Origin of the sequence: Serratia sp. (in: enterobacteria) (assembly GCF_052400455.1) — a bacterium.
Taxonomy (GTDB): domain Bacteria; phylum Pseudomonadota; class Gammaproteobacteria; order Enterobacterales; family Enterobacteriaceae; genus Serratia; species Serratia ureilytica.
In genome coordinates this window covers 3,905,262-3,928,218 of sequence record NZ_CP185812.1, presented here as the reverse complement: position 1 = coordinate 3,928,218, position 22,957 = coordinate 3,905,262, and the positions used below count along the sequence as shown (strand labels likewise).

The 22,957-nt window shown below is 61.5% G+C and carries 18 protein-coding genes and 1 pseudogene; 15 read left to right on the top strand and 4 right to left on the bottom strand.

Translation table 11 applies throughout. The annotated features are described in order from the left end of the window. Nucleotides 1–132: 132 nt before the first annotated feature. The 7 genes and pseudogenes from lepA (at nt 133) to acpS (ending at nt 6,682) form a co-directional block, all read left to right on the top strand. On the top strand, nt 133–1,932 hold the full coding sequence (lepA, locus tag ACORQT_RS19010; protein ID WP_019452315.1) for a translation elongation factor 4: 1,800 nt from the start codon (nt 133–135) through the stop codon (nt 1,930–1,932). 32 nt (nt 1,933–1,964) lie between these two features. Then, nucleotides 1,965–2,942: a signal peptidase I gene (gene lepB / locus ACORQT_RS19005; RefSeq protein ID WP_033644122.1), complete on the top strand. Its 978-nt coding sequence runs from the start codon at nt 1,965–1,967 to the stop codon at nt 2,940–2,942. Between the two features lie 234 nt (nt 2,943–3,176). Next, nucleotides 3,177–3,857, top strand: a complete 681-nt coding sequence (rnc, locus tag ACORQT_RS19000; protein ID WP_004929158.1) for a ribonuclease III — start codon at nt 3,177–3,179, stop codon at nt 3,855–3,857. Continuing rightward, complete coding sequence (era, locus tag ACORQT_RS18995; protein WP_004929162.1) at nt 3,854–4,762, top strand: GTPase Era; 909 nt, start codon at nt 3,854–3,856, stop codon at nt 4,760–4,762. The genes rnc and era overlap by 4 nt, the downstream gene beginning before the upstream one ends. 6 nt (nt 4,763–4,768) lie before the next feature. After that, a pseudogene (gene recO / locus ACORQT_RS18990) lies at nt 4,769–5,499 on the top strand (DNA repair protein RecO). Nucleotides 5,500–5,570: 71 nt separating this feature from the next. Next, nucleotides 5,571–6,302 carry a pyridoxine 5'-phosphate synthase gene (gene pdxJ, locus ACORQT_RS18985; RefSeq protein WP_033651585.1) on the top strand — a complete coding sequence of 244 codons (732 nt, stop codon included), beginning with the start codon at nt 5,571–5,573 and terminating at the stop codon, nt 6,300–6,302. Continuing rightward, nucleotides 6,302–6,682, top strand: a complete 381-nt coding sequence (gene acpS / locus ACORQT_RS18980; protein WP_004929169.1) for a holo-ACP synthase — start codon at nt 6,302–6,304, stop codon at nt 6,680–6,682. Before pdxJ ends, acpS begins: the two co-directional genes overlap by 1 nt. Nucleotides 6,683–6,728: 46 nt before the next feature. Here acpS and ACORQT_RS18975 read toward each other — a convergent pair whose 3' ends face one another. Together ACORQT_RS18975 and ACORQT_RS18970 are read right to left on the bottom strand one after the other, a co-directional pair. Further along, the gene (locus ACORQT_RS18975) at nt 6,729–6,989 is read right to left on the bottom strand and encodes a YfhL family 4Fe-4S dicluster ferredoxin (protein WP_033632309.1); all 261 of its coding nucleotides are present in this window, start codon (nt 6,987–6,989) and stop codon (nt 6,729–6,731) included. A gap of 53 nt (nt 6,990–7,042) precedes the next feature. Beyond that, on the bottom strand, nt 7,043–7,891 hold the full coding sequence (locus tag ACORQT_RS18970; protein WP_033644119.1) for a MurR/RpiR family transcriptional regulator: 849 nt from the start codon (nt 7,889–7,891) through the stop codon (nt 7,043–7,045). A 167-nt stretch (nt 7,892–8,058) separates the two neighbouring features. Here ACORQT_RS18970 and murQ point away from each other — a divergent pair, with 167 nt between their 5' ends. From murQ to yfhb, 3 genes are read left to right on the top strand one after another with little or no spacing between them, the layout of a single operon-like run. Then, the gene (gene murQ, locus ACORQT_RS18965; protein WP_033651584.1) at nt 8,059–8,952 is read left to right on the top strand and encodes an N-acetylmuramic acid 6-phosphate etherase; all 894 of its coding nucleotides are present in this window, start codon (nt 8,059–8,061) and stop codon (nt 8,950–8,952) included. A gap of 18 nt (nt 8,953–8,970) precedes the next feature. Continuing rightward, nucleotides 8,971–10,332: a PTS transporter subunit EIIC gene (locus ACORQT_RS18960; protein ID WP_033644117.1), complete on the top strand. Its 1,362-nt coding sequence runs from the start codon at nt 8,971–8,973 to the stop codon at nt 10,330–10,332. A 3-nt stretch (nt 10,333–10,335) separates the two neighbouring features. Further along, nucleotides 10,336–10,992: a phosphatidylglycerophosphatase C gene (gene yfhb, locus ACORQT_RS18955; protein ID WP_042785222.1), complete on the top strand. Its 657-nt coding sequence runs from the start codon at nt 10,336–10,338 to the stop codon at nt 10,990–10,992. Nucleotides 10,993–11,037: 45 nt separating this feature from the next. Here yfhb and ACORQT_RS18950 read toward each other — a convergent pair whose 3' ends face one another. Next, a complete protein-coding gene (locus ACORQT_RS18950) occupies nt 11,038–12,090 on the bottom strand; it encodes a DUF2157 domain-containing protein (RefSeq protein ID WP_033644115.1) in 1,053 nt (350 codons plus the stop codon). Between the two features lie 117 nt (nt 12,091–12,207). Here ACORQT_RS18950 and tadA point away from each other — a divergent pair, with 117 nt between their 5' ends. Continuing rightward, complete coding sequence (gene tadA, locus ACORQT_RS18945) at nt 12,208–12,714, top strand: tRNA adenosine(34) deaminase TadA (protein ID WP_033644114.1); 507 nt, start codon at nt 12,208–12,210, stop codon at nt 12,712–12,714. Here tadA and mltF read toward each other — a convergent pair whose 3' ends face one another. After that, on the bottom strand, nt 12,715–14,175 hold the full coding sequence (mltF, locus tag ACORQT_RS18940; protein ID WP_060660339.1) for a membrane-bound lytic murein transglycosylase MltF: 1,461 nt from the start codon (nt 14,173–14,175) through the stop codon (nt 12,715–12,717). A gap of 278 nt (nt 14,176–14,453) precedes the next feature. Between mltF and purL the strand changes: the two genes are divergently transcribed. The 4 genes from purL to glrR all read left to right on the top strand — a co-directional run bounded on the left by purL (nt 14,454) and on the right by glrR (nt 22,881). After that, nucleotides 14,454–18,344: a phosphoribosylformylglycinamidine synthase gene (purL, locus tag ACORQT_RS18935; protein ID WP_444859263.1), complete on the top strand. Its 3,891-nt coding sequence runs from the start codon at nt 14,454–14,456 to the stop codon at nt 18,342–18,344. Between the two features lie 887 nt (nt 18,345–19,231). Then, nucleotides 19,232–20,668: a sensor histidine kinase gene (locus tag ACORQT_RS18930; RefSeq protein ID WP_033644112.1), complete on the top strand. Its 1,437-nt coding sequence runs from the start codon at nt 19,232–19,234 to the stop codon at nt 20,666–20,668. A 3-nt stretch (nt 20,669–20,671) separates the two neighbouring features. Further along, complete coding sequence (qseG, locus tag ACORQT_RS18925) at nt 20,672–21,544, top strand: two-component system QseEF-associated lipoprotein QseG (protein WP_164057289.1); 873 nt, start codon at nt 20,672–20,674, stop codon at nt 21,542–21,544. Then, entirely contained in the window at nt 21,541–22,881 is a 1,341-nt protein-coding gene (gene glrR / locus ACORQT_RS18920; RefSeq protein WP_033644111.1) for a two-component system response regulator GlrR, read from the top strand. Before qseG ends, glrR begins: the two co-directional genes overlap by 4 nt. Nucleotides 22,882–22,957 lie beyond the last annotated feature (76 nt).

Here is a 22,957-nt window from a genome sequence, read left to right as displayed (position 1 = left end):
TTTCAGTGGTGTGGCATGTAGAATGCAGCGATTCAGGTGCAAGACGGCCTAACCCATTCACTGTCGCTTTAGGTCCATGCGGGTTTCTATAGGCGAGTAATTCAGAAATACCAAGGCAGAAAAACTTTTATAATGAAGCATATACGAAATTTCTCCATTATTGCCCATATTGACCACGGTAAGTCGACGCTGTCTGACCGCATTATCCAAATTTGCGGTGGCCTGTCCGACCGTGAAATGGCTGCGCAGGTGCTCGATTCCATGGATCTGGAGCGCGAGCGCGGCATCACCATCAAGGCGCAAAGCGTCACGCTGGATTACAAGGCGCTGGATGGGCAGACCTATCAGCTTAACTTTATCGACACCCCAGGCCACGTTGACTTCTCCTATGAAGTGTCCCGCTCGCTGGCGGCCTGCGAAGGCGCGCTGCTGGTGGTGGACGCCGGTCAGGGCGTAGAAGCCCAGACGCTGGCCAACTGCTACACCGCGATCGAAATGGATCTGGAAGTGGTGCCGGTGTTGAACAAAATCGACCTGCCGGCCGCCGATCCGGATCGCGCCGCGCAGGAAATTGAAGATATCGTCGGCATCGACGCCACCGATGCCGTGCGCTGCTCGGCCAAAACCGGCGTCGGCGTGCCCGACGTGCTGGAGCGCCTGGTGCGCGACATTCCTGCGCCGCAGGGCGATCCGGATGCGCCGCTGCAGGCGCTGATCATCGACTCCTGGTTCGATAATTACCTGGGTGTCGTGTCGCTGGTGCGCGTCAAGAACGGGACGCTGCGCAAGGGCGACAAGATCAAGGTCATGAGCACCGGCCAGGTGTACAACGCCGATCGTTTGGGCATTTTCACGCCGAAGCAGGTCGATCGCGACGTGCTGAACTGCGGCGAAGTGGGCTGGCTGGTCTGTGCGATCAAAGACATCCTCGGCGCGCCGGTGGGCGATACCCTGACGCAGGCGCGTCAGCCGGCGGATAAAGCGTTGCCGGGCTTCAAAAAAGTGAAGCCGCAGGTGTACGCCGGTCTGTTCCCGATCAGCTCCGACGACTATGAATCTTTCCGCGATGCGCTGGGCAAGCTGAGCCTTAACGACGCCTCCCTGTTCTACGAACCGGAAAGCTCCACCGCGTTGGGCTTCGGCTTCCGCTGCGGCTTCCTTGGTCTGCTGCACATGGAGATCATTCAGGAGCGTCTGGAGCGTGAATACGATCTGGATCTGATCACCACCGCGCCGACGGTAGTCTACGAAGTGGAAACCACCGGCAAAGAAGTGATCTACGTCGACAGCCCATCCAAGCTGCCGCCGTTGAACAACATCCAGGAACTGCGCGAGCCGATCGCCGAATGCCACATGCTGATGCCGCAGGAATACCTGGGCAACGTCATCACCCTGTGCGTTGAGAAACGCGGCGTGCAGACCAACATGGTCTACCACGGCAACCAGGTGGCGTTGACCTATGAAATCCCGATGGCGGAAGTGGTGCTCGACTTCTTCGACCGCCTGAAGTCCACGTCGCGCGGTTATGCGTCGCTGGATTACAACTTCAAGCGCTTCCAGGCCTCCGACATGGTGCGTGTGGACGTGCTGATCAACAACGAGCGCGTGGATGCGCTGGCGCTGATCACCCACCGCGACAACTCGCAGTATCGCGGCCGTGAATTGGTGGAAAAGATGAAAGATCTGATCCCGCGTCAGCAGTTCGACATCGCGATTCAGGCGGCGATCGGCACGCACATCATCGCGCGCTCCACCGTGAAGCAGCTGCGTAAAAACGTGCTGGCGAAATGCTACGGCGGTGACGTCAGCCGTAAGAAAAAGCTGCTGCAGAAACAGAAAGACGGTAAGAAGCGCATGAAGCAGGTCGGCAACGTCGAGCTGCCGCAGGAAGCGTTCCTGGCCATTCTGCACGTCGGTAAAGACGGCAAGTAACCGCGACGAGTTCGCGAAACGAGGGAGTTTGCATGGCGAATATGTTTGCCCTGATCCTGGCGTTGGCCACCCTGGTCACCGGGATCATCTGGTGCTTCGAGCGCTTTAAATGGGCGCCGGCCCGCCGCGCGAAGATTGCGGCGGTCAACGAGCAGACCGCGGGCGCAGTAGACGATAAAACGCTGGCGAAAGTGGCTAAGCAGCCAGGCTGGGTAGAGACCGGGGCATCGGTCTTCCCGGTGTTGCTGCTGGTCTTTGTGGTGCGCTCGTTTATTTACGAACCGTTCCAAATCCCGTCCGGCTCAATGATGCCGACGCTGTTGATTGGCGATTTCATTCTGGTGGAGAAATATGCTTACGGCATTAAAGATCCGATAACCCAGACCACGCTAATTGAAACCGGTCATCCGAAGCGCGGCGATATTGCGGTATTTAAATATCCGCTGGATCCGAAGCTGGATTATATCAAGCGCGTGATTGGCCTGCCGGGCGACCGTATTACTTACGATCCGGTGAATAAGCGCGTTACGGTGCAGCCGTCGTGCAACAGCGGGCAGTCCTGCGATACCGCGCTGGCGGTCACCTACGCCGACGCGCAGCCGAGCGACTTCGTACAGCTGTTCAGCCGCAGCGGCATGGGCGAGGCCAGCAACGGTTTCTACCAGATCCCGCTGAATGACAACGTGCCGCAGGGCGGCATTCGTCTGCGTGAACGTCAGGAGAGCCTGGGCAACGTGACGCACCGCATCCTGACCGTGCCGGGCACGCAGGATCAGGTGGGCGCTTACTACCAACAGCCGGGCAAACCGCTGGCGGAGTGGGTGGTGCCGGCCGGGCATTACTTCATGATGGGCGACAACCGCGACAACAGCGCGGACAGCCGTTACTGGGGCTTTGTGCCGGAGAAGAATCTGGTGGGTAAAGCCACGGCCATCTGGATGAGCTTTGAAAAGCAGGAAGGCGAGTGGCCTACCGGCGTGCGTTTCAGCCGGATTGGCGGCATTCATTAATCGCTGATTTATTCCCTGTCAATTTCACGCCGCAGCCTGCTGCGGCGTGAAAGATTAAGGGGATATAAACACAGCATTATGTTTCCACTCGTTGTAGAATACTTTCTCGAGCGATAAAAGTTGGCTCCTGCTGGGAGCCACTGCAAACGAAACAGCTTTGGATCGGCTTTCGGCGAAGCAGGCCTGTTCCGTATGCTGCAAGTTTTTGACGCATTCTTGATCTATTGGTAACTCATGAACCCCATCGTAATAAACAGGCTGCAGCGGAAGCTGGGCTACACTTTTCAACAGCAGGAGCTTTTACTGCAGGCTTTGACTCACCGCAGCGCCAGCAGTAAACACAATGAACGTCTTGAGTTTCTGGGTGACTCGATTCTTAGCTTTGTCATCGCCAATGCGCTCTATCACCGCTTTCCTCGCGTAGACGAGGGCGATATGAGCCGCATGCGCGCCACGCTGGTGCGCGGCAACACGCTGGCGGAGATGGCGCGCGAGTTTGACCTTGGCGAATGTCTGCGGCTTGGGCCGGGCGAATTGAAAAGTGGTGGGTTCCGCCGCGAGTCAATCCTGGCGGATACGGTGGAGGCATTGATCGGCGGCGTGTTCCTGGACAGCGACATCCAGACCGTCGAGCGCCTGATTTTGGACTGGTATCGCAGCCGGTTGGACGAAATCAGCCCCGGTGATAAGCAGAAAGACCCGAAAACCCGTTTGCAGGAATTTTTGCAGGGGCGTCATCTGCCGTTGCCTTCTTATTTGGTGGTGCAGGTTCGCGGTGAAGCGCACGACCAAGAGTTTACCATCCACTGCCAGGTGAGTGGTTTGAGCGAGCCCGTGGTGGGCACCGGCTCGAGCCGCCGTAAAGCCGAGCAGGCGGCAGCGGAACAAGCGCTGAAAAAGCTGGAGCTTGAATGAGTGAAGTAAAACAACACTGCGGTTTTATCGCCATCGTCGGCCGCCCGAACGTGGGCAAATCGACGTTGCTGAACCAACTGCTGGGGCAGAAGGTTTCCATTACGTCGCGTAAGCCGCAGACGACCCGTCACCGCATCATGGGCATCGACACCGATGGCGCCTATCAGGCGATCTACGTCGATACCCCAGGGCTGCACATCGAAGAAAAACGCGCCATCAACCGTTTGATGAACCGCGCGGCCAGCAGCTCAATCGGCGACGTCGAACTGGTTATCTTCGTGGTCGAAGGCACCAACTGGACCGCCGACGACGAAATGGTGGTCAACAAGCTGCGCAGCCTGCGTTGCCCGGTATTGCTGGCGATCAACAAGGTAGATAACGTCACCGACAAATCCAAGCTGTTGCCGCATATCGCGTTCCTTAGCCAGCAGATGAATTTCCTCGACGTGGTGCCTATCTCCGCCGAGAAAGGGATGAACGTCGACACCATCGCCGGCATCGTGCGCAAGCTGCTGCCGGAAGCGGAACACCACTTCCCGGAAGACTACATCACCGATCGCTCCCAGCGCTTTATGGCGTCCGAGATCATCCGCGAGAAGCTGATGCGTTTCCTGGGTGAAGAGCTGCCGTATTCGGTGACGGTGGAAATCGAACAGTTCGTGGCCAACGATCGCGGCGGCTACGATGTGCACGGCCTGATCCTGGTCGAGCGCGAAGGCCAGAAGAAGATGGTCATCGGCAACAAGGGCGCCAAGATCAAAACCATCGGCATCGAAGCGCGCCAGGACATGGAACAGATGTTCGACGCTAAAGTGCATCTGGAGCTGTGGGTGAAAGTGAAATCCGGTTGGGCGGACGACGAACGTGCGCTGCGCAGCCTGGGCTATGTTGACGATCTGAAGTAACGATCCGTGGACGGCTGGGAGCGCGCTTTCGTCCTGCATGGGCGGCCGTACAGTGAAACCAGTCTGATGCTGGATCTGTTTACCGAAGGTCATGGGCGGGTGCGCTTGCTGGCAAAAGGCGCGCGCAGCCGCCGCTCCAATCTGAAGGGTTGCCTGCAGCCCTTTACCCCCTGTTAGTGCGCTGGGGCGGCCGCGGCGAAGTGAAAACGCTGCGCAACGCCGAAGCGGTCTCTCTCGGTTTACCCCTCAGCGGCATGATGCTTTACAGCGGCCTGTACGTGAACGAACTGCTGGCGCGCGTGCTGGAGCAGGAAACCAACTACTCGGTGCTGTTCTTCGACTACCTGCAGTGCCTGCAGGCGCTGGCGGCGGAAGACAGCTCGCCGGAACAGGCGTTGCGCCAGTTCGAACTGGCCTTGTTGCAGCACCTGGGTTATGGCCTCGATTTCCTGCACTGCGCCGGCAGCGGCCTGCCGGTGGATGACGCCATGACCTACCGCTACCGCGAAGAGAAGGGCTTTATCGCCAGCCTGGTGGTGGATCACTACAGCTTCACCGGGCGCGAACTGCGCGCGCTGGCGGAGCGGCAGTTTCCCGATGCCGAGACGCTGCGCGCCGCCAAGCGTTTCACCCGCATGGCGCTGAAACCCTACCTCGGCGGCAAGCCGTTGAAGAGCCGCGAACTGTTCCGTCAATTCGTGCGCAAGCAGCCGAATACGCCGGTCGACGACGCCTGACCTTTTCTCCTTTTGCCGTTCTGCACCCGCGTGTAAACTGCTGGCACTGAAAATCGTATTTAGAGGTTGTCATGGCTGATTTACTGCTGGGCGTCAATATCGATCACATCGCCACGTTACGTAACGCGCGCGGAACCCAATACCCGGATCCGGTTCAGGCGGCATTCATTGCCGAACAGGCGGGGGCCGACGGCATTACCGTGCATCTGCGCGAAGACCGCCGCCACATCACCGACCGCGACGTGCGTTTGCTGCGCCAGACCATCCAGACGCGCATGAATCTGGAGATGGCGGTGACCGACGAGATGCTGGACATCGCCGTGGAGCTGAAGCCGCATTTCTGTTGCCTGGTACCGGAAAAGCGCGAAGAAGTGACCACCGAAGGCGGCCTGGACGTTGCCGGCCAGCTGGACAAAATGAGCGTGGCGGTCGAGCGCCTGGCGCAGGCGGGCATTCTGGTCTCGCTGTTCATCGATCCCGATCATCGCCAAATCGACGCGGCGGTGGCGGTGGGCGCCCCCTATATTGAAATCCACACCGGCGCCTACGCCGAAGCGCAGGGCGAGCTGGCGGTACAGGCCGAGCTGCGCCGCATCGCGGTCGCCGCCGCCTACGCGGCCGAGAAGGGGCTGAAGGTCAACGCCGGCCACGGCCTGACCTATCACAACGTGCAGCCGATCGCCGCGCTGCCGGAAATGCACGAGCTGAACATCGGCCATGCGATTATCGGCCAGGCGGTGATGAGCGGGCTGCCGGCTGCGGTTGCCGACATGAAAGTGCTGATGCGGGAAGCGCGCCGGTAATGGCGGTGCTCGGGCTGGGTACCGACATCGTCGAGATGGCGCGTATCGAAGCGGTGGTGGAACGCAGCGGCGATCGTCTGGCGCGCCGCGTGCTGAGCGACGCCGAATGGGCGCTATACCAGCAGCACCAGCAGCCGATTCGCTTTCTGGCCAAGCGTTTCGCCGTGAAAGAGGCCGCCGCCAAGGCGTTCGGCACCGGCATTCGCAACGGCCTGGCGTTCAACCAGTTCGAGGTGTTCAACGATGCGTTGGGCAAACCGAATATTCGTTTGCACGGCCGCGCCGCCGAGCTGGCGGGGGAGATGGGGGTCACCGCGATCCACGTTTCGCTGGCCGATGAACGGCGCTATGCCTGCGCGACGGTGATCGTCGAAAGCTGAAAATAGAAAGGGCGCCCTGCGGCGCCCTTGTCAGTCCTGCGGCGGGTTAAATGCGATCGGCGTGGTGCAACACCACGAACTTATCCCACAGCTGCTCATTAGTCTCGCGATGCTGCGGATCGGTAATGATGGTGTTGTCGATCGGGCAGACCTGCTGACAGGTTGGCGTATCGTAATGGCCAACGCACTCGGTGCAGCGGTCGGTATCGATTTGGTAGATCTCATCGCCCATCGAAATCGCCTGGTTCGGGCATTCCGGCTCGCACATGTCGCAGTTGATGCATTTGCGTGTGATTAGCAGGGCCATGACGTATCTCTCATTATTAACAGGGGTATTTTTCGCAGCGGCGATTATACCGGTTAAACCAACTTTTTCATCAATTGTTCGCTGTGCCTGATACGGTCGCGGGCATGATCGAGGTCGTGCTGGATCAGCGCCATAAACAGCAGGTCGGTGAGAGCGTACTGGGCGGTGCTGGAAGAGATGGCCGCGCTGCGGGTGCGGGGCTCTTCGGCGATGGTATAGAGACAGTGATCGGCGCGTTGCTGCAGGCCGTTGGGCGAGAAGCTGGTCAGCGCCAGCACCCTGGCGCCGGCCTGGCGCGCTTCTTCCGCCGCCAGATTGATTTCACGCCGCTCGCCGCTGAAGGAGATCGCCACCAGCAGATCGCGTTTGTCCAGCGCCTGCACCGCCGCCAGTTGAACGTGCATATCCGCTTCGGCTACCGCCATCACCCCGATTTTCAGCAGCTTGAAGGAAAAATCCTTGGCCACCAGCCCGGAGGCGCCGATGCCGATCAGCATCACCCGGCGCGCCTGGCGCAGCATGTCCAGCGCCTGATGCAGCCGTTCTTCGCTGTTGATGTCCAGCGTCGCGCGCAGCGCCGCCTGCTTTTCCGCCAACAGCTTTTCACCGACGGTTTTCAGCGTGTCGCTGCTGAGAATGTGGTTATGAACGGTCACTACCGGTTCTGCCTGCGGCTGGGCCAGCGTCTCGCTCAGCGCCAGCTTCAGCGCCGGGAAACCTTTATAGCCCAGCTTTTGGGCGAACTTCACCACGCTCGACTGGCTGACGCCGGCCAGCTGGGCCAGCTTTTGCGAGCTGAGATGGCGCGCCTGTTCGGCGTTGTTCAGCAAAAAATCCGCCAGCTTGCGGTCGTTTTGCGCCAGTGTCGGATACATCTGGCGAATGCGCAGAAGGGTACTCATTGATCTTTCCCTGGAAACCAGCGGCCATTTTGCCACGCAGGCGGCGAAAACGCGCGGTGAAAATTTTTGTGAGCTCGTCGTTAAAATAGCAAATAGCGCTCGCTTTGTTGAATAAAATATTCAAATATTGATTTAATTTTGTGAATTAAAAATTCAAAGGTGAACAGATGAACTTAGGCGCACTGGTATCGGAAACCCGCAACCCGGCCACCATGGGGCTGGATGAGATGTCGACGCTGGACATGGTCCGCTGCTTTAACCAGGAAGATCGCAAGGTGCCGGAGGCGATTGAAAAGGTGCTGCCGGCGATCGCGCAGGCGGTCGATTTGGCCGCGGCGGCGCTGAAGGCCGGCGGGCGGCTGATTTATTTGGGCGCCGGCACCAGCGGGCGCCTGGGCGTATTGGATGCCTCCGAGTGCCCGCCGACCTTCGGCGTGCCGCACGGCGTGGTGGTGGGGCTGATCGCCGGTGGGCCGGGCGCGCTGCTCAAAGCGGTGGAAGGGGCGGAAGATGACGCAGCCCTGGGTGAGGCCGACCTCAGAGCGCTGAACCTGACCGCCGTCGATATGGTGGTGGGGTTGGCGGCCTCGGGGCGCACGCCCTACGTGATCGGCGCGCTGCGCTATGCGCGCGGGCTGGGCTGCCCGACGGCGGCCATCTCATGCAACCCGGATTCGCCGATCGCGCACGAAGCGCAGGTGGCGATCTCGCCGGTGGTGGGGCCGGAGGCGCTGACCGGTTCTACGCGCCTGAAATCAGGCACCGCGCAGAAGCTGGTGCTCAACATGCTGTCGACCGGCGCGATGGTCAAGCTGGGCAAGGTCTACCAGAACCTGATGGTGGACGTGAAGGCCACCAACGTCAAACTGGTGGATCGCGCCTGCCGCATCGTGGTGGAGGCCACCGGCGCCGAACGCGCTCAGGCGGAGGCGGCGCTGGCGCAGACCGGCTTTGAGGTCAAACCGGCGATCCTGATGATTTTAGCCGGCGTCAGCGCCGATGAGGCGCAGCAGCGGCTGCAGCGGCACGACGGCTACCTGCGCGCGGCGTTGGCGCGTTAATTCACGGTGGGGGCGGCGATGGACAAGACAACGGCATTGGCGACACAGATCCTGGCGGGCGTGGGGGGCGAGGGCAATATCCTCAAACTGGAGAACTGCATGACGCGGGTGCGCGTCGAGGTCAGCGACGAACAGCGTCTGGATCTGGCGGCCCTCAAGCAGTTGCCCGGCGTGAAGGGCTATATCAAGCAGGGTGAACAGCATCAGTTTATCGTCGGCCCGGGCGCCGCCGCCAAGGTGGTGGACGCCATGCGCGCTTTGTTGAGCGGCAGCGCGCAGCCCGCCGTTGGTGACGCCGCCCGCACCAAGGCGCAGGCCAAACAGAAATACGCGGCGCCGATGAGCGGCGCGCTGAAAAAGCTGGCCGACGTTTTTATTCCGCTGATCCCGGCGTTTATCGCCTCGGGGCTGATCACCGGCATCATCAACCTGCTGAAACGGCCCGACATCGCCGGACAGTTGGCGTTGGACTACCCGAACGCGCTGGGGCTGCTGGCGATCTTCGGCAGCGCGGTGTTCGCCATCATGAACATTCTGGTCGGGGTGAACGCCGCGCGGGTGTTCGGCGGCTCACAGGCGATGGGCGGCGTGATGGCCGGGATCCTCTCCAGCCCGGCGCTGGCGCAGATCACCCTGTTCGGCGAGGCGCTGCAGCCGGGGCGCGGCGGGGTGATCGCTGTACTGCTGGTGGTGGCGTTGATGTGCTGGGTGGAGAAACGCCTGCGCACGCTGCTGCCGGAGTCGGTCGAACTGATCCTCAATCCGCTGCTGACCACGCTGGTGACCGCCTCGTTGGCGATCCTGATCCTGCAGCCGATCGGCGGCGCCATTTCCGATGCCATCGCCCACGGCGCCAATCTGGCGATCGACAAGGGCGGGCTGCTTGTCGGGGCGCTGCTCTCCGGGCTGTTCCTGCCGCTGGTGCTGTCCGGCTTGCACCAGGGGCTGGTGCCGATCCACGTCGAGCTGGTGCAGGCGCACGGTTCCAACCCGCTGTTGCCGATCCTGGCGATGGCCGGCGTCGGTCAGGTGGGGGCGGCGCTGGCGGTGCTGTTGAAAACCCGTAACGCGCGGCTGAAGAAGGTGATCAAAGGGGCGTTGCCGGTCGGCATTCTCGGCATCGGCGAGCCGCTGATCTTCGGGGTGACGCTGCCGCTGGGCCGGCCGTTTATCGGCGCCTGCCTCGGCGGTGCGGTAGGCGGCGCGCTGATCAGCTACTGGAAAGTGGCGACGGTGATTACCTTCGGCATTTCGGGGCTGCCTTTGGCGTTGACCATCGTCTCAGGTAAGGTGATGTTGTATCTGGCGGGGATGCTGATTACGATTATCGCCGGTTTTCTCTTCACCTGGATGATGGGGTTCAACGATCCCGAGGAGTAGCGTTTGAGCGACAAGCAGCAACCATCGGCCGCAGCAGGGCGCCGCGTGGTCTTTTTCGATCTGGACGGCACTCTGCATCAGGAGGATATGTTCGGCAGTTTCTTGCGTTTCCTGCTGCGCCGTTTACCGCTGAATTTGCTGCTGGTGATACCGCTGTTGCCATTGATTGGCCTGGCGCTGTTGCTGCTGGGGCGCGCCGCGCGCTGGCCGATGAGCCTGTTGTTGTGGGCTATCACCTTCGGGCGTACCGAAGCGACGCTGAAGGCGCTGGAGCGGCAGTTCATCGAGGTTTTCCGCCAGAAGGTCACTGCGTTTCCGGTGGTGCAAATGCGCTTGCGGCAGTATCTGGATGAGCACGATGCCGAGGTGTGGCTGATTACCGGCTCGCCGGAGCAACTGGTGGCGCAGGTGTATCGGGATTCGGCGTTTCTGCCGCGGGTGCGGTTGGTCGGCAGCCGCATCGCGCGCCGCTATGGCGGCTGGGTGCTGACCTTGCGCTGTCTGGGCGTACAAAAAGTGGTGCAGCTGGAGCAACGGCTCGGCGCGCCGCTGAAGCTGTACAGCGGTTACAGCGACAGCAAGCAGGATAACCCGCTGCTGTTTTTTTGCGAGCACCGTTGGCGGGTGAGCAAGCAGGGCGAGCTGCAGCAGCTGGAATAAACAAAGGGCGGAGAATTCCGCCCTTTGCTGTTACCGCTGCCGCGATCAGTCGTCGGTTACGTCGTGCGGTTTGCGTCCGAGCTGCCAAATCTTCTCCGCATAATGCCCCAACGCCCACAGGCTCAGGCCGAGCAGCGCGAAGAAAATCGTCTTCGGCATGCTGTCCCAGAAAAACTCGAACAGGCGGGTATAGAGGTTGATGCCGAGGAAGGTCAGCCCGAAACCGCGCAGCATGGCGTCGTCATGCTTCAACCCCAGCCAGATGGCGGCGAAGGCGGCCAGCCCGAACAGCAGGCTCCAGTGGAACAGCTCAATCTGGCGCGCGCGGTACCAGCTGTCGAGATCGCCATAGTTGCCGAAGATGGACAGCAGCCACAGCGCGATGAACAGGTACAGCAGGCCCATCGCCAGCGACACACGCTGCAGGCCGCGCTGCGCCAATAGCGGCCGCAGCAGCAATGCGGCGGCGATCAGCACCGCGCCGAAGGCGATAAAGCGAATCGGGTAGCTCATGCCGAGCCAGTAGGCGCCCCAGCCGGACAGGTAGCCGGTCTCGGCGCCGAAGGCATTGCCGAGAGACAGCAGGGCGAACCACCATACCAGCCCGGAGCGGCTGAACCAGCCGATGGCGCCGTACAGCAGCGCGGCGACCAGCAGCAGCACGGAAACCCGCCCGCTGCCGTTATCCAGCCAGACGCCCAGTTGCCATAAGGCGCAGGCGGTGAGCAACACGGCGACAAACAGCGCCGCCTCATTGCCGTAGCGTTTTTCCGGGTGGCGTTGACGACGACGCAGCGCCCAGACGTAGGCCAGCGCCGCCAGTACGCCGGCGATCGCCATGCGCACCGGCGCGTCGAAGCGGAACAGTTCGCTCAGCCATTCAAGCAGTGCGCTGTCGGCGAACAGGCTGGTGACGGCGATCAGCAACGAGGCCAGCGCGGCGAGAAACGCATAGCGCGCCAGCCGTCGCCAGTCGAAAGGCTGCACGTCCACATGCAGCAGCAGTTGCTGTTGTTGCTCGGGGGTCAAGGCGCCTTCCCCAACCCAGCCGTCCAGCGCCTTGCGCACCACGACGGCGTTCTTTTTACTGAGTTTCATGTTTCTTGTCCCTGAATCACACGCTGATGTGGCCAGTATAGCCATTGGCGGGCGGCTACGACAAAGGGAGGCTAGTGTGTATAATGCCCGCCGCAAAAGCGCACGAGGAATTATGCGATGACTGAATATAACGATGAGTACTGGATGCGTCAGGCATTGCAGCTGGCCCTGCGCGCGCAGGAAGAGGGCGAGGTGCCGGTGGGTGCGCTGCTGGTGCTGGACAATCAGGTCATCGGCGAGGGCTGGAACCGGCCGATCGGCCGGCACGATCCTACCGCGCACGCCGAGATCATGGCGCTGCGCCAGGGCGGCGCGGTGCTGCAAAACTACCGCTTGTTGAACGCCACGCTGTACGTCACGCTGGAGCCCTGCGTGATGTGCGCCGGCGCGATGGTGCACAGCCGCATCCGCCGGTTGGTGTACGGCGCCGCCGACGAGAAAACCGGCGCGGCCGGTTCGCTGGTGGATATTTTGCGCCATCCGGGCATGAATCATCAGGTGGAGATCGTCTCGGGCGTGCTGGCGGACGAATGCGCCGCCACCCTGAGTAATTTCTTCCGCCTGCGCCGCGAACAGAAAAAAGCGCTCAAGCTGGCGCAGCGGGCGGCGGATAAGCCGGAATAATCAGTAGTTGAGCGCCAGTTCCGGCATCACCGTCGGATAGCCTTTTCCCAACGCTTCCTGCTCGGCGGCCGCTTGCGCCGCCTTTCTCTCTTTTTCCTGCAGATAACCCACCAGGCTGACCTGGTAGCGGCGGATGTTTTCTACATAATTGTAGGCTTCGCGCCCGCGCGCATAGCCATAGGTCAGCTGCGGGTAGTAGCGTTTTTGGCTGAGCATCGGCAGACGCTGTTTGACGTCGACCCAGCTGTCCGGGTTGCCTTTTTGCGTTTTGGTCAGCTTGCGCGCGTCCAGCATATGGCCCCAGCCCATGTTGTAGGCCGCCAGCGAGAACCAGATGCGCTCATCTTCCGGCACGCTGTCCGGCACCTTGGCCATCAGCCGCTGCAGGTACAGGGCACCACCCTGAATGCTCTCTTCCGGATCGAGGCGATCGTTGACCCCCAGGCCGTCGGCGGTGGCGCGGGTCAGCATCATCAGGCCGCGCACGCCGGTGGGGGAGGTGGCCTGCGGATTCCAGTGCGATTCCTGATAGGCGATGGCCGCCAGCAGCTTCCAGTCGATCTCGTTGGCGTGTTTCTCGAACAGCGGGCGGAAGTTGGGCAGCACCGAGTCGATGGCCGACAGGAAGGTTTTGGTATCCACGTAGTCGAAGCTGCCGACGTGGCCGAGGTATTTCTCTTCCAGCCGCGCCAGGGTGCCGTCGTCCACCATTTGACTGTAGAAATCCAGCATCGCCGCGTACAGGCTGTCGTCGCCGTCGCGTTTGAGGTACCAGGTGACCGGCTCTTCGTCGGTGACGTCGAACGCCACCGCCAGCTGCGGATGGATGCGCTGCAGCAACGCGATGGTCACCGAATCGCCGAGGGTATAGTCCAGCTTGCCGTCGGCAACCCGCTCCAGCAGCTCTTTGGAGGTGAGATCGCTGGAGGACTCCCAGGCGAGATCCGGGTATTTATCCTGTTTGAGCTGCTTTAGCGTGCTGACGTGCGCGGAACCGGAGGCGACCGCCAGCTTGCCTTTGATGTCGGCGAAGCCTTTTGGCCGCGGGGTGCCCAGCCGGTACACCAGCTGTTGGGAAACGGAGTAGTAGGCGGGGCCGGTGCGCGCGCGGCTGAGGCGCTCCTGGTTGTAGATAAGGCCCGCCGCCAGCAGGTCGGCGTCGTCGTCGTCCAGATCGTCGAACAGGTCATTGATGTTCTGATGGGGGATCACCACCAGTTTTACCCCGAGGTAGCTGGCGAAGCGCTTGGCCAGTTCGTAGTCGAGCCCACCCGGCCCTTGCTTGGTGTTGAAATAGGTCAGCGGTGAGTTCAGCGTGCTGATACGCAACTCGCCGCGGGAAATGATCTCCTGGAGTTGCCCGCCCTGGCCGCTGCGCCAGGTGATATTGGGCCACAGCGCGAGAGCCAGAAGCAGGGTGACAACGCCGATGAGGATGTAGTTTATTTTAAGACGTTTCAAATAGTTATCCAGTGGTGGCACAGGTACGCCGGCGACGACAACCGCGACTTTTCTCATGGTTAAATCACCAGTGCGGGGGGCATTTTGCGCAACAAAACGCCAGTGTGCAACTTTATTGACACGTTATGACAATTCGACGGTGCGGCGCGCTTTTATCAATAATCCCTACGCAAACGGTTTCGTCGGCGGCGAGGATTCTCTATAATGACGCGCGTTTTCCCCTGTTGCGCCCAATGAAGCGTCTTATCCGTCGCTTCGAAGACGAGAGAACTTTGATTATGGAAATTCTGCGTGGTTCGCCCGCTTTATCGGCTTTTCGCATTACCAAACTGCTGTCCCGCTGCCAGGACGCCCACTTGCCCGTCAGTGATATCTACGCCGAGTATGTCCACTTTGCCGATGTTAGCGCACCGCTAAGTGCCGAAGAACACGCCAAACTTCAGCGCTTGCTCAAGTACGGTCCTTCTCTCGCCGAACACGCCCCCGAAGGCCGGCTGCTGCTGGTCACGCCGCGCCCGGGCACCATTTCCCCCTGGTCTTCCAAAGCCACCGACATCGCCCACAACTGCGGTTTGCAACAGGTGCTGCGGTTGGAGCGCGGTCTGGCGTTCTACGTCAAGGCGCCTGAGCTGACCGAAGCCCAGTGGCACCAGCTCGCCGCGCTGCTGCACGATCGCATGATGGAAACCGTCTTCAACGAGTTGCAACAGGCTGAACAGCTGTTCGCGCACCATCAGCCGGCGCCGTATCAGTCGGTCGACGTGCTGGGCGCAGGGCGCGCCGCGCTGGAGCAGGCCAACGTCCGGCTCGGCCTGGCGCTGGCGCAGGACGAGATCGATTACCTGCTGAATGCCTTTACCGGTTTGGGGCGCAACCCGACGGATATCGAACTCTATATGTTTGCGCAGGCCAACTCTGAGCACTGCCGCCACAAGATTTTCAATGCCGACTGGATCATCGACGGCGAACAGCAGCCCAAGTCGCTGTTCAAAATGATCAAGAACACCTATGAGCAGACGCCGGACTATGTGCTGTCGGCGTATAAAGACAACGCCGCGGTGATGGAAGGCTCGCAGGTCGGCCGCTTCTTCGCCGCGCCGGAGAACGACACGTACGACTACCATCAGGAAGACGCGCATATCCTGATGAAGGTGGAAACTCACAACCACCCGACGGCGATCTCGCCGTGGCCGGGCGCCGCGACCGGCTCCGGCGGCGAGATCCGTGACGAAGGCGCCACCGGCCGCGGCGCCAAGCCGAAGGCCGGCCTGGTGGGCTTCTCGGTGTCCAACCTGCGAATTCCCGGCTTTGAACAGCCGTGGGAGCAGGACTTCGGCAAACCGGAGCGCATTGTCACCGCGCTGGACATCATGACCGAAGGCCCGCTGGGCGGCGCGGCGTTCAACAACGAATTCGGTCGCCCGGCGCTGCTGGGTTACTTCCGTACCTATGAAGAGCGCGTCAACAGCCATAACGGCGTGGAGCTGCGCGGCTACCACAAACCGATCATGCTGGCGGGCGGTATCGGCAACATCCGCGCCGATCACGTGCAGAAAGGGGAAATCACCGTCGGCGCCAAGTTGGTGGTGCTGGGCGGCCCGGCGATGAATATCGGTCTGGGCGGCGGCGCGGCGTCATCGATGGCGTCCGGCCAGTCCGATGCCGATCTGGACTTCGCGTCGGTGCAGCGTGACAACCCGGAAATGGAACGCCGCTGTCAGGAAGTGATCGACCGCTGCTGGCAGCTGGGCGACCAGAATCCGATCCTGTTTATCCATGACGTCGGCGCCGGCGGCCTGTCCAACGCCATGCCGGAGCTGGTGAGCGACGGCGGCCGCGGCGGCCGTTTCGAACTGCGCGACATCCTCAACGACGAGCCGGGCATGAGCCCGCTGGAAGTATGGTGCAACGAATCGCAGGAACGTTACGTGATGGCGATCGCCCCGGCGCAGATGGCGCAGTTCGACGAGATCTGCCGCCGCGAGCGCGCGCCTTACGCGGTGATCGGCGAAGCGACCGAAGAGCAACATCTGACGTTGAACGATCGTCACTTCGACAATCAGCCGATCGACATGCCGCTGGATGTGCTGCTCGGCAAGACGCCTAAGATGACCCGCGACGTGACCCGTCTGCAGGCGCAGGGCCAGGCGGTACAGCGTGAGAACATCACGCTGGCCGACGCGGTGAAGCGCGTGCTGCATCTGCCGGCCGTCGCGGAGAAAACCTTCCTGATCACCATCGGCGACCGCACCGTCACCGGCATGGTGGCGCGCGACCAAATGGTCGGCCCGTGGCAGATCCCGGTGGCCGACTGCGCGGTCACCACCGCCAGTCTGGACAGCTATTATGGCGAAGCGATGTCGCTCGGCGAACGCGCACCGGTGGCGCTGCTGGACTTCGCCGCCTCCGGCCGCCTGGCGGTCGGGGAAGCGCTGACCAACCTGGCCGCCACGGAAATCGGCAGCCTGAAGCGCGTGAAGCTGTCCGCCAACTGGATGGCCGCCGCCGGCCACCCGGGTGAAGACGCCGGCCTGTACGAAGCGGTGAAAGCGGTGGGCGAAGAGCTGTGCCCGGCGCTGGGCATCACCATTCCGGTGGGCAAAGACTCCATGTCGATGAAAACCCGCTGGCAGGAAGGCAATGAACAGCGTGAAATGACCTCGCCGCTGTCGCTGGTCATCACCGCCTTCGCCCGCGTGGAAGACGTGCGCCACACCGTGACGCCGCAATTGCGCACCGATAAGGGCGACAGCGCGCTGCTGTTGATCGACCTGGGCAACGGCCATAACGCACTGGGTGCTACCGCGCTGGCGCAGGTTTATCGCCAACTGGGCGACAAACCGGCCGATGTGCGCGATGTCGCGCAGCTGGCGGGCTTCTTCAACGCCATGCAGCAGCTGGTGGCCGATCGCGCGCTGCTGGCTTATCACGACCGCGCTGACGGCGGCCTGCTGGTGACGCTGGCGGAGATGGCCTTCGCCGGTCACTGCGGCGTAGAGGTTAACCTCGATGGCCTCGGCGACGATGCGCTGGCGGTGCTGTTCAACGAAGAGCTGGGCGCGGTGATCCAGGTGAGCGCCGAACGTCTCGACGACGTGAAGCGGGCGTTCGCGCAGCACGGTCTGACCAACAACGTGCATCACATCGGCAGCGTACAGACCGGCGATCGTTTCGTCATCAATCAGCATGGCAAAGCGTTGTACAGCGAAAGCCGCAATACCCTGCGCACCTGGTGGGCGGAAACGACCTGGCAGATGCAGCGTCTGCGCGACAACCCGGCGTGCGCCGATCAGGAACATCAGGCCAAGCAGGATGAACAAGATCCCGGCCTGAACGTGAAGCTGACCTTCGCACCCGAGGAAGACATCGCTGCGCCGTACATCGCCAAGGGCGCTCGCCCGAAAGTGGCGGTGCTGCGCGAGCAGGGGGTGAACTCCCACGTTGAAATGGCGGCGGCGTTCCACCGCGCCGGCTTTGACGCCGTGGATGTGCACATGAGCGATCTGCTGGCCGGGCGTCGCGATCTGCAGGACTTCCACACGCTGGTGGCCTGCGGCGGCTTCTCTTACGGCGACGTTCTGGGCGCCGGCGAAGGCTGGGCGAAGTCTATCCTGTTCAACGAGCGGGTGCGCGACGAGTTCGAGGCGTTCTTCCACCGTCCGCAGACGCTGGCGCTGGGCGTGTGCAACGGCTGCCAGATGATGTCCAACCTGCGTGAGCTGATCCCGGGCGCCGAACACTGGCCGCGCTTCGTGCGCAACCTGTCGGATCGCTTCGAGGCGCGCTTCAGCCTGGTGGAAGTGGCGGCCAGCCCGTCGCTGTTCATGCAGGGCATGACCGGTTCGCGCATGCCGATCGCCGTTTCCCATGGCGAAGGGCATGTCGAAGTGCGCGATGCGGCGCATCTGGCGGCGTTGGAAAGCCACGGCCTGGTGGCGCTGCGTTTCGTCAACAACGCCGGTCAGGTCACGGAAGCTTACCCGGCTAACCCGAACGGTTCGCCGAATGGCATCACCGCCGTGACCAGCGCCAACGGGCGCGCAACGGTGATGATGCCGCACCCGGAACGCGTGTTCCGCACCGTCAGCAACTCCTGGCACCCGGAAGAGTGGGGCGAGGATAGCCCGTGGATGCGCATGTTCCGCAACGCCCGTAAGCAACTGGGCTAAAAACGGCCACCACCGTACAGAGGGCGCAAGCAATTGCGCCCTTTTTTATGGCCGGCACTCGGCGATTGGCGGCAGTGTCTGCATTTTGCGACAAGCGCTGGTTTGCTTGTCGCTAAATGGAGACATTTAACCCATTGATTTTATTATCGGTAAACAGGTTTGACTTTAGTTGTCGGCATTTGGCGACAGAGCGGCGTTTATTTCATCATTGCTCGGCGCGGGATCGGCGAATCAAACGGCAGGATTTTATTTATTTTTTAGTAAAATCAATTTGTTATTAATTTAATTGCAAAGTTGGCACGTAACGTGCATTATTCTCTGCGGTTGCTCATTCACCTTTTTATGACGGCGCCGTAATTAGACGGCAAATCGCCTCATAAGCCTCCGAATGATGCCAAAGAAATGGTGCCTATCGTCCAACCAAACCGATAACAGACCGCGCAAGCGGCTTTATCAAGCATCGGGCGACACGTGGAGTGAGGCACCGCCTGTATCCAACTGTGATGAAGGGTTCATCAATCCTGGATACTTACGGATGCTATTCGTCCTGTTCGATGCCAGCCGCTGCGCTACATCACCCTGGGGACGAGGTTCAAGGGCATCCACACTTTCCTTGCGGCGGGGCAAGCTTATTGCCCCGGCGTCAATTCTCAACGCTGCGCTTACTCCTGTTTCGTTGCCTATGCCCTCGAACGCAGACGCTATTCCCACACTCTCGCTTTCGTACCGGTTTTTGTTACCGGGGCCGCATGCCGTCGGCAGGCCAACCTTATCGGCGCGGTTCACCGATCCCGCGGCTTTTTCCTTGTGCGTTCAGGATTCTCCCTTGCCGGGCTTTTCTCTTTCCGGCGAGTCAGTTAGCATCGTGACAGGCCTGAGAGAATGAGATGATTTCGTTGAAAAAATGGCGTTTATTCCCACGTTCGCTGCGGCAATTGGTGCTGCTGGCGTTCCTGTTGGTGCTGCTGCCGCTGTTGGTGCTGGCCTATCAGGCCTACCAGAGTCTGGATCACCTGAGCGCGCAGGCGGCGGACATCAACCGCACCACGCTGGTGGACGCGCGGCGCAGCGAGGCGATGACCAGCGTGGCGCTGGAGATGGAGCGCAGCTATCGTCAGTACTGCGTGCTGGTTGAGCCCACGCTGCAGAAGCTGTACCAAAATCAGCGCAAGCAGTATTCGCAGATGCTGGACGCCCACGCGCCGATCTTGCCGGACGAGCGCTACTACCAAACGCTGCGTCAGTTGCTGACCCAGCTGGCGGCGATCAAGTGCCATAACAGCGGGCCGGACCAAGAAGCCTCCGCCTTGCTCGAGTCGTTCTCGCGCTCCAATGCCGAAATGGTGCAGGCCACGCGCGCGGTGGTGTTCTCGCGCGGTCAGCAGCTGCAGCAGGCCATCGCCGAGCGCGGCCAGTTCTTCGGCTGGCAGGCGCTGCTGCTGTTCCTGGTCAGCGTGCTGCTGGTGGTGCTGTTCACCCGCATGATCATCGGGCCGGTCAAGGCCGTGGAGCGGATGATCAACCGCCTGGGGGAAGGGCGCGCGTTGGGCAGCACCGCATCGTTCAAAGGGCCGCGCGAGCTGCGTTCGCTGGCGCAGCGCATCATCTGGCTGAGCGAACGGCTGGCGTGGCTGGAGTCGCAGCGCCACGAGTTCCTGCGCCATATCTCGCACGAATTGAAAACGCCGCTGGCCAGCATGCGCGAAGGCACCGAACTGCTGGCCGACGAGGTGGCGGGGCCGCTGACTTCCGACCAGAAAGAGGTGGTGACGATCCTCGACAACAGCAGCCGCCACCTGCAGCAGCTGATTGAACAACTGCTGGATTACAACCGCAAACTGGCCGATGGCCCGGCGGAGCACGAGAACGTCGAGCTGCGCGAGATGGTCGATTTGGTGGTCGCCGCGCACAGTTTGCCGGCGCGGGCGAAGATGATTTCCACCGAAATCGCGCTGGAAGCGGAAATCTGCTGGGCAGAGCCTACGCTATTAATGCGCGTGCTGGATAATCTCTACTCCAATGCGGTGCACTACGGCAAGGAATCCGGTAACATTTGGATCCGCAGCCGTCAGGTTGGACAACGGGTGCAAATCGACGTCGCCAATACCGGCACGCCGATCCCCGAGGCTGAAAGAGCCATGATTTTCGAGCCTTTTTTCCAGGGTAGTCACCAGCGAAAAGGGGCGGTAAAAGGAAGCGGACTGGGGTTGAGCATCGCTCAGGACTGTATCCGTCGCATGCGCGGTGAGCTGCAACTGGCGACGGTCGCCGGTGCAGACGTCTGCTTCCGCATTGAACTGCCGTTAACCGCCGAGAATGAATAAATAATGTACACATGGTCTAAACGCCTTCGTCTTTCACAGACCGAACGTTCACCGCGTGCCACGCACAGAGCGCCGCTCGGCAAACGCCCGATCACCTGGCTGGGCGCCGTTTTCTTTATGCCGCTGTTGCTGGCGGGCTGCGTCGATCGTGCCGTCAGCGGCGGATTGAACCCTCAGCAGCAAGAGGCGATCCCGGATACCAAGGTGATCGATTACCGCACCGCGGCTTGCGATACCCTGTGGCAATTGGACGACAAGGACGCGCTGGATAACGCGCTCTACTGGCTGCGCGCGATGGACTGTGCCGATCGCATCGGCTCGACCCAGGCGCGTGCGCTGGCGAAAACGGTGCCGGGTGACAGCTGGTCCGGCGTTTTCAAACAGAGCATCCTGCTGGGGAGCGCACAGCCGACCTCCGGTGAACGTCGCCAGATGCTCGACAGGATCAACAGTTACCGGATGGAGTTCCCCGGTTCGCTGCGTCCGTTGACGCAGCTGTGGCGCCAGCAGCAGATGCTGCAGATCACGTTGTTCGATGAGAAAGCGCGCTATCAGCATCTGCAGGAGAGCAGCGACAGCCAGATCGATTCGCTGCGCCAGAATCAGGCGCGCCTGCAGTCGCAGCTGCAGGACACCTCGCGCAAGCTGGAAAACCTGACCGATATCGAGCGCCAGCTCTCATCGCGCAAGCAGCTGCAAGGAGAAATCCCGGAAAACGGCGCGGGCCAGCAGAAGGGCGACGCCGCCGGTAAAAGCGGCGCGGCCGCCAAAGGCGCTGAAACGCAGGACGAACCGGAAAAAGGCACCGCGCTGCCGGTTGAACCGGAAGACACCTATACGCCGCACCCCGCCAATAAGGAGTCCCACGCGCAATGACCGCACGCAAACCGGCCAACCTGTTATTGGTTGACGACGATCCCAGCCTGCTGAAGCTGCTGGGCATGCGCCTGACCAGCGAAGGTTTTCACGTCACCACCGCCGAAAGCGGCCAGGAAGCGCTGCGCCTGTTGGCGCGCGAACAGATCGATCTGGTGATCAGCGATCTGCGCATGGATGAGATGGACGGCATGGCGCTGTTCGCCGAAATCCAAAAACATCAGCCGGGCATGCCGGTGATCATTCTTACCGCGCACGGTTCGATTCCCGATGCGGTGGCCGCCACCCAGCAGGGGGTGTTCAGCTTCCTCACCAAACCGGTGGATCGCGATGCGCTCTATAAGGCCATCGACGAGGCGCTGTCGCTGTCGGCCTCCCCCGCGGGTGACGACGCCTGGCGCGAAGACATCGTCACCCGCAGCCCGTTGATGCTGCGGCTGCTGGAGCAGGTGAAAATGGTGGCCCAGTCCGACGTCAGCGTGTTGATCAACGGCCAGAGCGGCACCGGTAAAGAGGTGTTGGCGCAGGCGATCCACGCCGCCAGCCCGCGCGCCGGCAAGGCGTTCATCGCCATCAACTGCGGGGCGCTGCCGGAGCAACTGCTGGAGTCCGAACTGTTCGGCCACGCCAAGGGCGCCTTCACCGGCGCGGTCAGCAGCCGCGAAGGGCTGTTCCAGGCGGCGGCGGGCGGCACGCTGTTCCTCGACGAGATAGGCGACATGCCGCTGTCGCTGCAGGTGAAACTGCTGCGCGTGCTGCAGGAGCGCAAGGTGCGGCCGCTGGGCAGCAACCGCGATCTGGACATCGACGTGCGCATTATCTCCGCCACCCACCGCGATCTGCAAAAGGCGATGGCGAAGAACGAGTTCCGCGAAGATCTCTACTATCGCCTCAACGTGGTGAATCTGAAGATCCCGGCGCTCAACGAGCGCGCCGAAGACATTCCGCTGCTGGCCAATCACCTGTTGCGCGAAGCGGCTCAGCGGCACAAGCCGTTCGTGCGCAGCTTCTCGACCGACGCCATGAAGCGGCTGATGACCGCCAGCTGGCCGGGCAACGTGCGTCAGTTGGTCAACGTCATCGAGCAGTGCGTGGCGCTGACTTCGGCGCCGGTGATCAGCGAGGCGCTAGTGGAACAGGCGCTGGAAGGGGAAAACACCGCGCTGCCGACTTTCGCCGAAGCGCGCAACCAGTTTGAGTTGCACTATCTGCGCAAACTGCTGCAGATCACCAAGGGCAACGTGACCCAGGCCGCGCGCATGGCGGGCCGCAACCGCACCGAGTTTTACAAATTGCTGTCGCGCCACGAGCTGGACGCCAACGATTTTAAAGAATGACAGATTCCCGCCGGCGCCTGCCACGCAGGTTCTCAACAAATCCGGCGGAATGATTTACACTCCGTTCTCTTTGCCG

What these genes read in the sequence shown, in the direction of transcription:
- lepA (WP_019452315.1), top strand. Translation starts at nt 133, where the DNA reads ATGAAGCATATACGAAATTTCTCCATTATTGCCCATATTGACCACGGT.
- lepB (WP_033644122.1), top strand. Translation starts at nt 1,965, where the DNA reads ATGGCGAATATGTTTGCCCTGATCCTGGCGTTGGCCACCCTGGTCACC.
- rnc (WP_004929158.1), top strand. Translation starts at nt 3,177, where the DNA reads ATGAACCCCATCGTAATAAACAGGCTGCAGCGGAAGCTGGGCTACACT.
- era (WP_004929162.1), top strand. Translation starts at nt 3,854, where the DNA reads ATGAGTGAAGTAAAACAACACTGCGGTTTTATCGCCATCGTCGGCCGC.
- pdxJ (WP_033651585.1), top strand. Translation starts at nt 5,571, where the DNA reads ATGGCTGATTTACTGCTGGGCGTCAATATCGATCACATCGCCACGTTA.
- acpS (WP_004929169.1), top strand. Translation starts at nt 6,302, where the DNA reads ATGGCGGTGCTCGGGCTGGGTACCGACATCGTCGAGATGGCGCGTATC.
- ACORQT_RS18975 (WP_033632309.1), bottom strand. Translation starts at nt 6,989, where the DNA reads ATGGCCCTGCTAATCACACGCAAATGCATCAACTGCGACATGTGCGAG.
- ACORQT_RS18970 (WP_033644119.1), bottom strand. Translation starts at nt 7,891, where the DNA reads ATGAGTACCCTTCTGCGCATTCGCCAGATGTATCCGACACTGGCGCAA.
- murQ (WP_033651584.1), top strand. Translation starts at nt 8,059, where the DNA reads ATGAACTTAGGCGCACTGGTATCGGAAACCCGCAACCCGGCCACCATG.
- ACORQT_RS18960 (WP_033644117.1), top strand. Translation starts at nt 8,971, where the DNA reads ATGGACAAGACAACGGCATTGGCGACACAGATCCTGGCGGGCGTGGGG.
- ACORQT_RS18950 (WP_033644115.1), bottom strand. Translation starts at nt 12,090, where the DNA reads ATGAAACTCAGTAAAAAGAACGCCGTCGTGGTGCGCAAGGCGCTGGAC.
- tadA (WP_033644114.1), top strand. Translation starts at nt 12,208, where the DNA reads ATGACTGAATATAACGATGAGTACTGGATGCGTCAGGCATTGCAGCTG.
- purL (WP_444859263.1), top strand. Translation starts at nt 14,454, where the DNA reads ATGGAAATTCTGCGTGGTTCGCCCGCTTTATCGGCTTTTCGCATTACC.
- ACORQT_RS18930 (WP_033644112.1), top strand. Translation starts at nt 19,232, where the DNA reads ATGATTTCGTTGAAAAAATGGCGTTTATTCCCACGTTCGCTGCGGCAA.
- qseG (WP_164057289.1), top strand. Translation starts at nt 20,672, where the DNA reads ATGTACACATGGTCTAAACGCCTTCGTCTTTCACAGACCGAACGTTCA.
- glrR (WP_033644111.1), top strand. Translation starts at nt 21,541, where the DNA reads ATGACCGCACGCAAACCGGCCAACCTGTTATTGGTTGACGACGATCCC.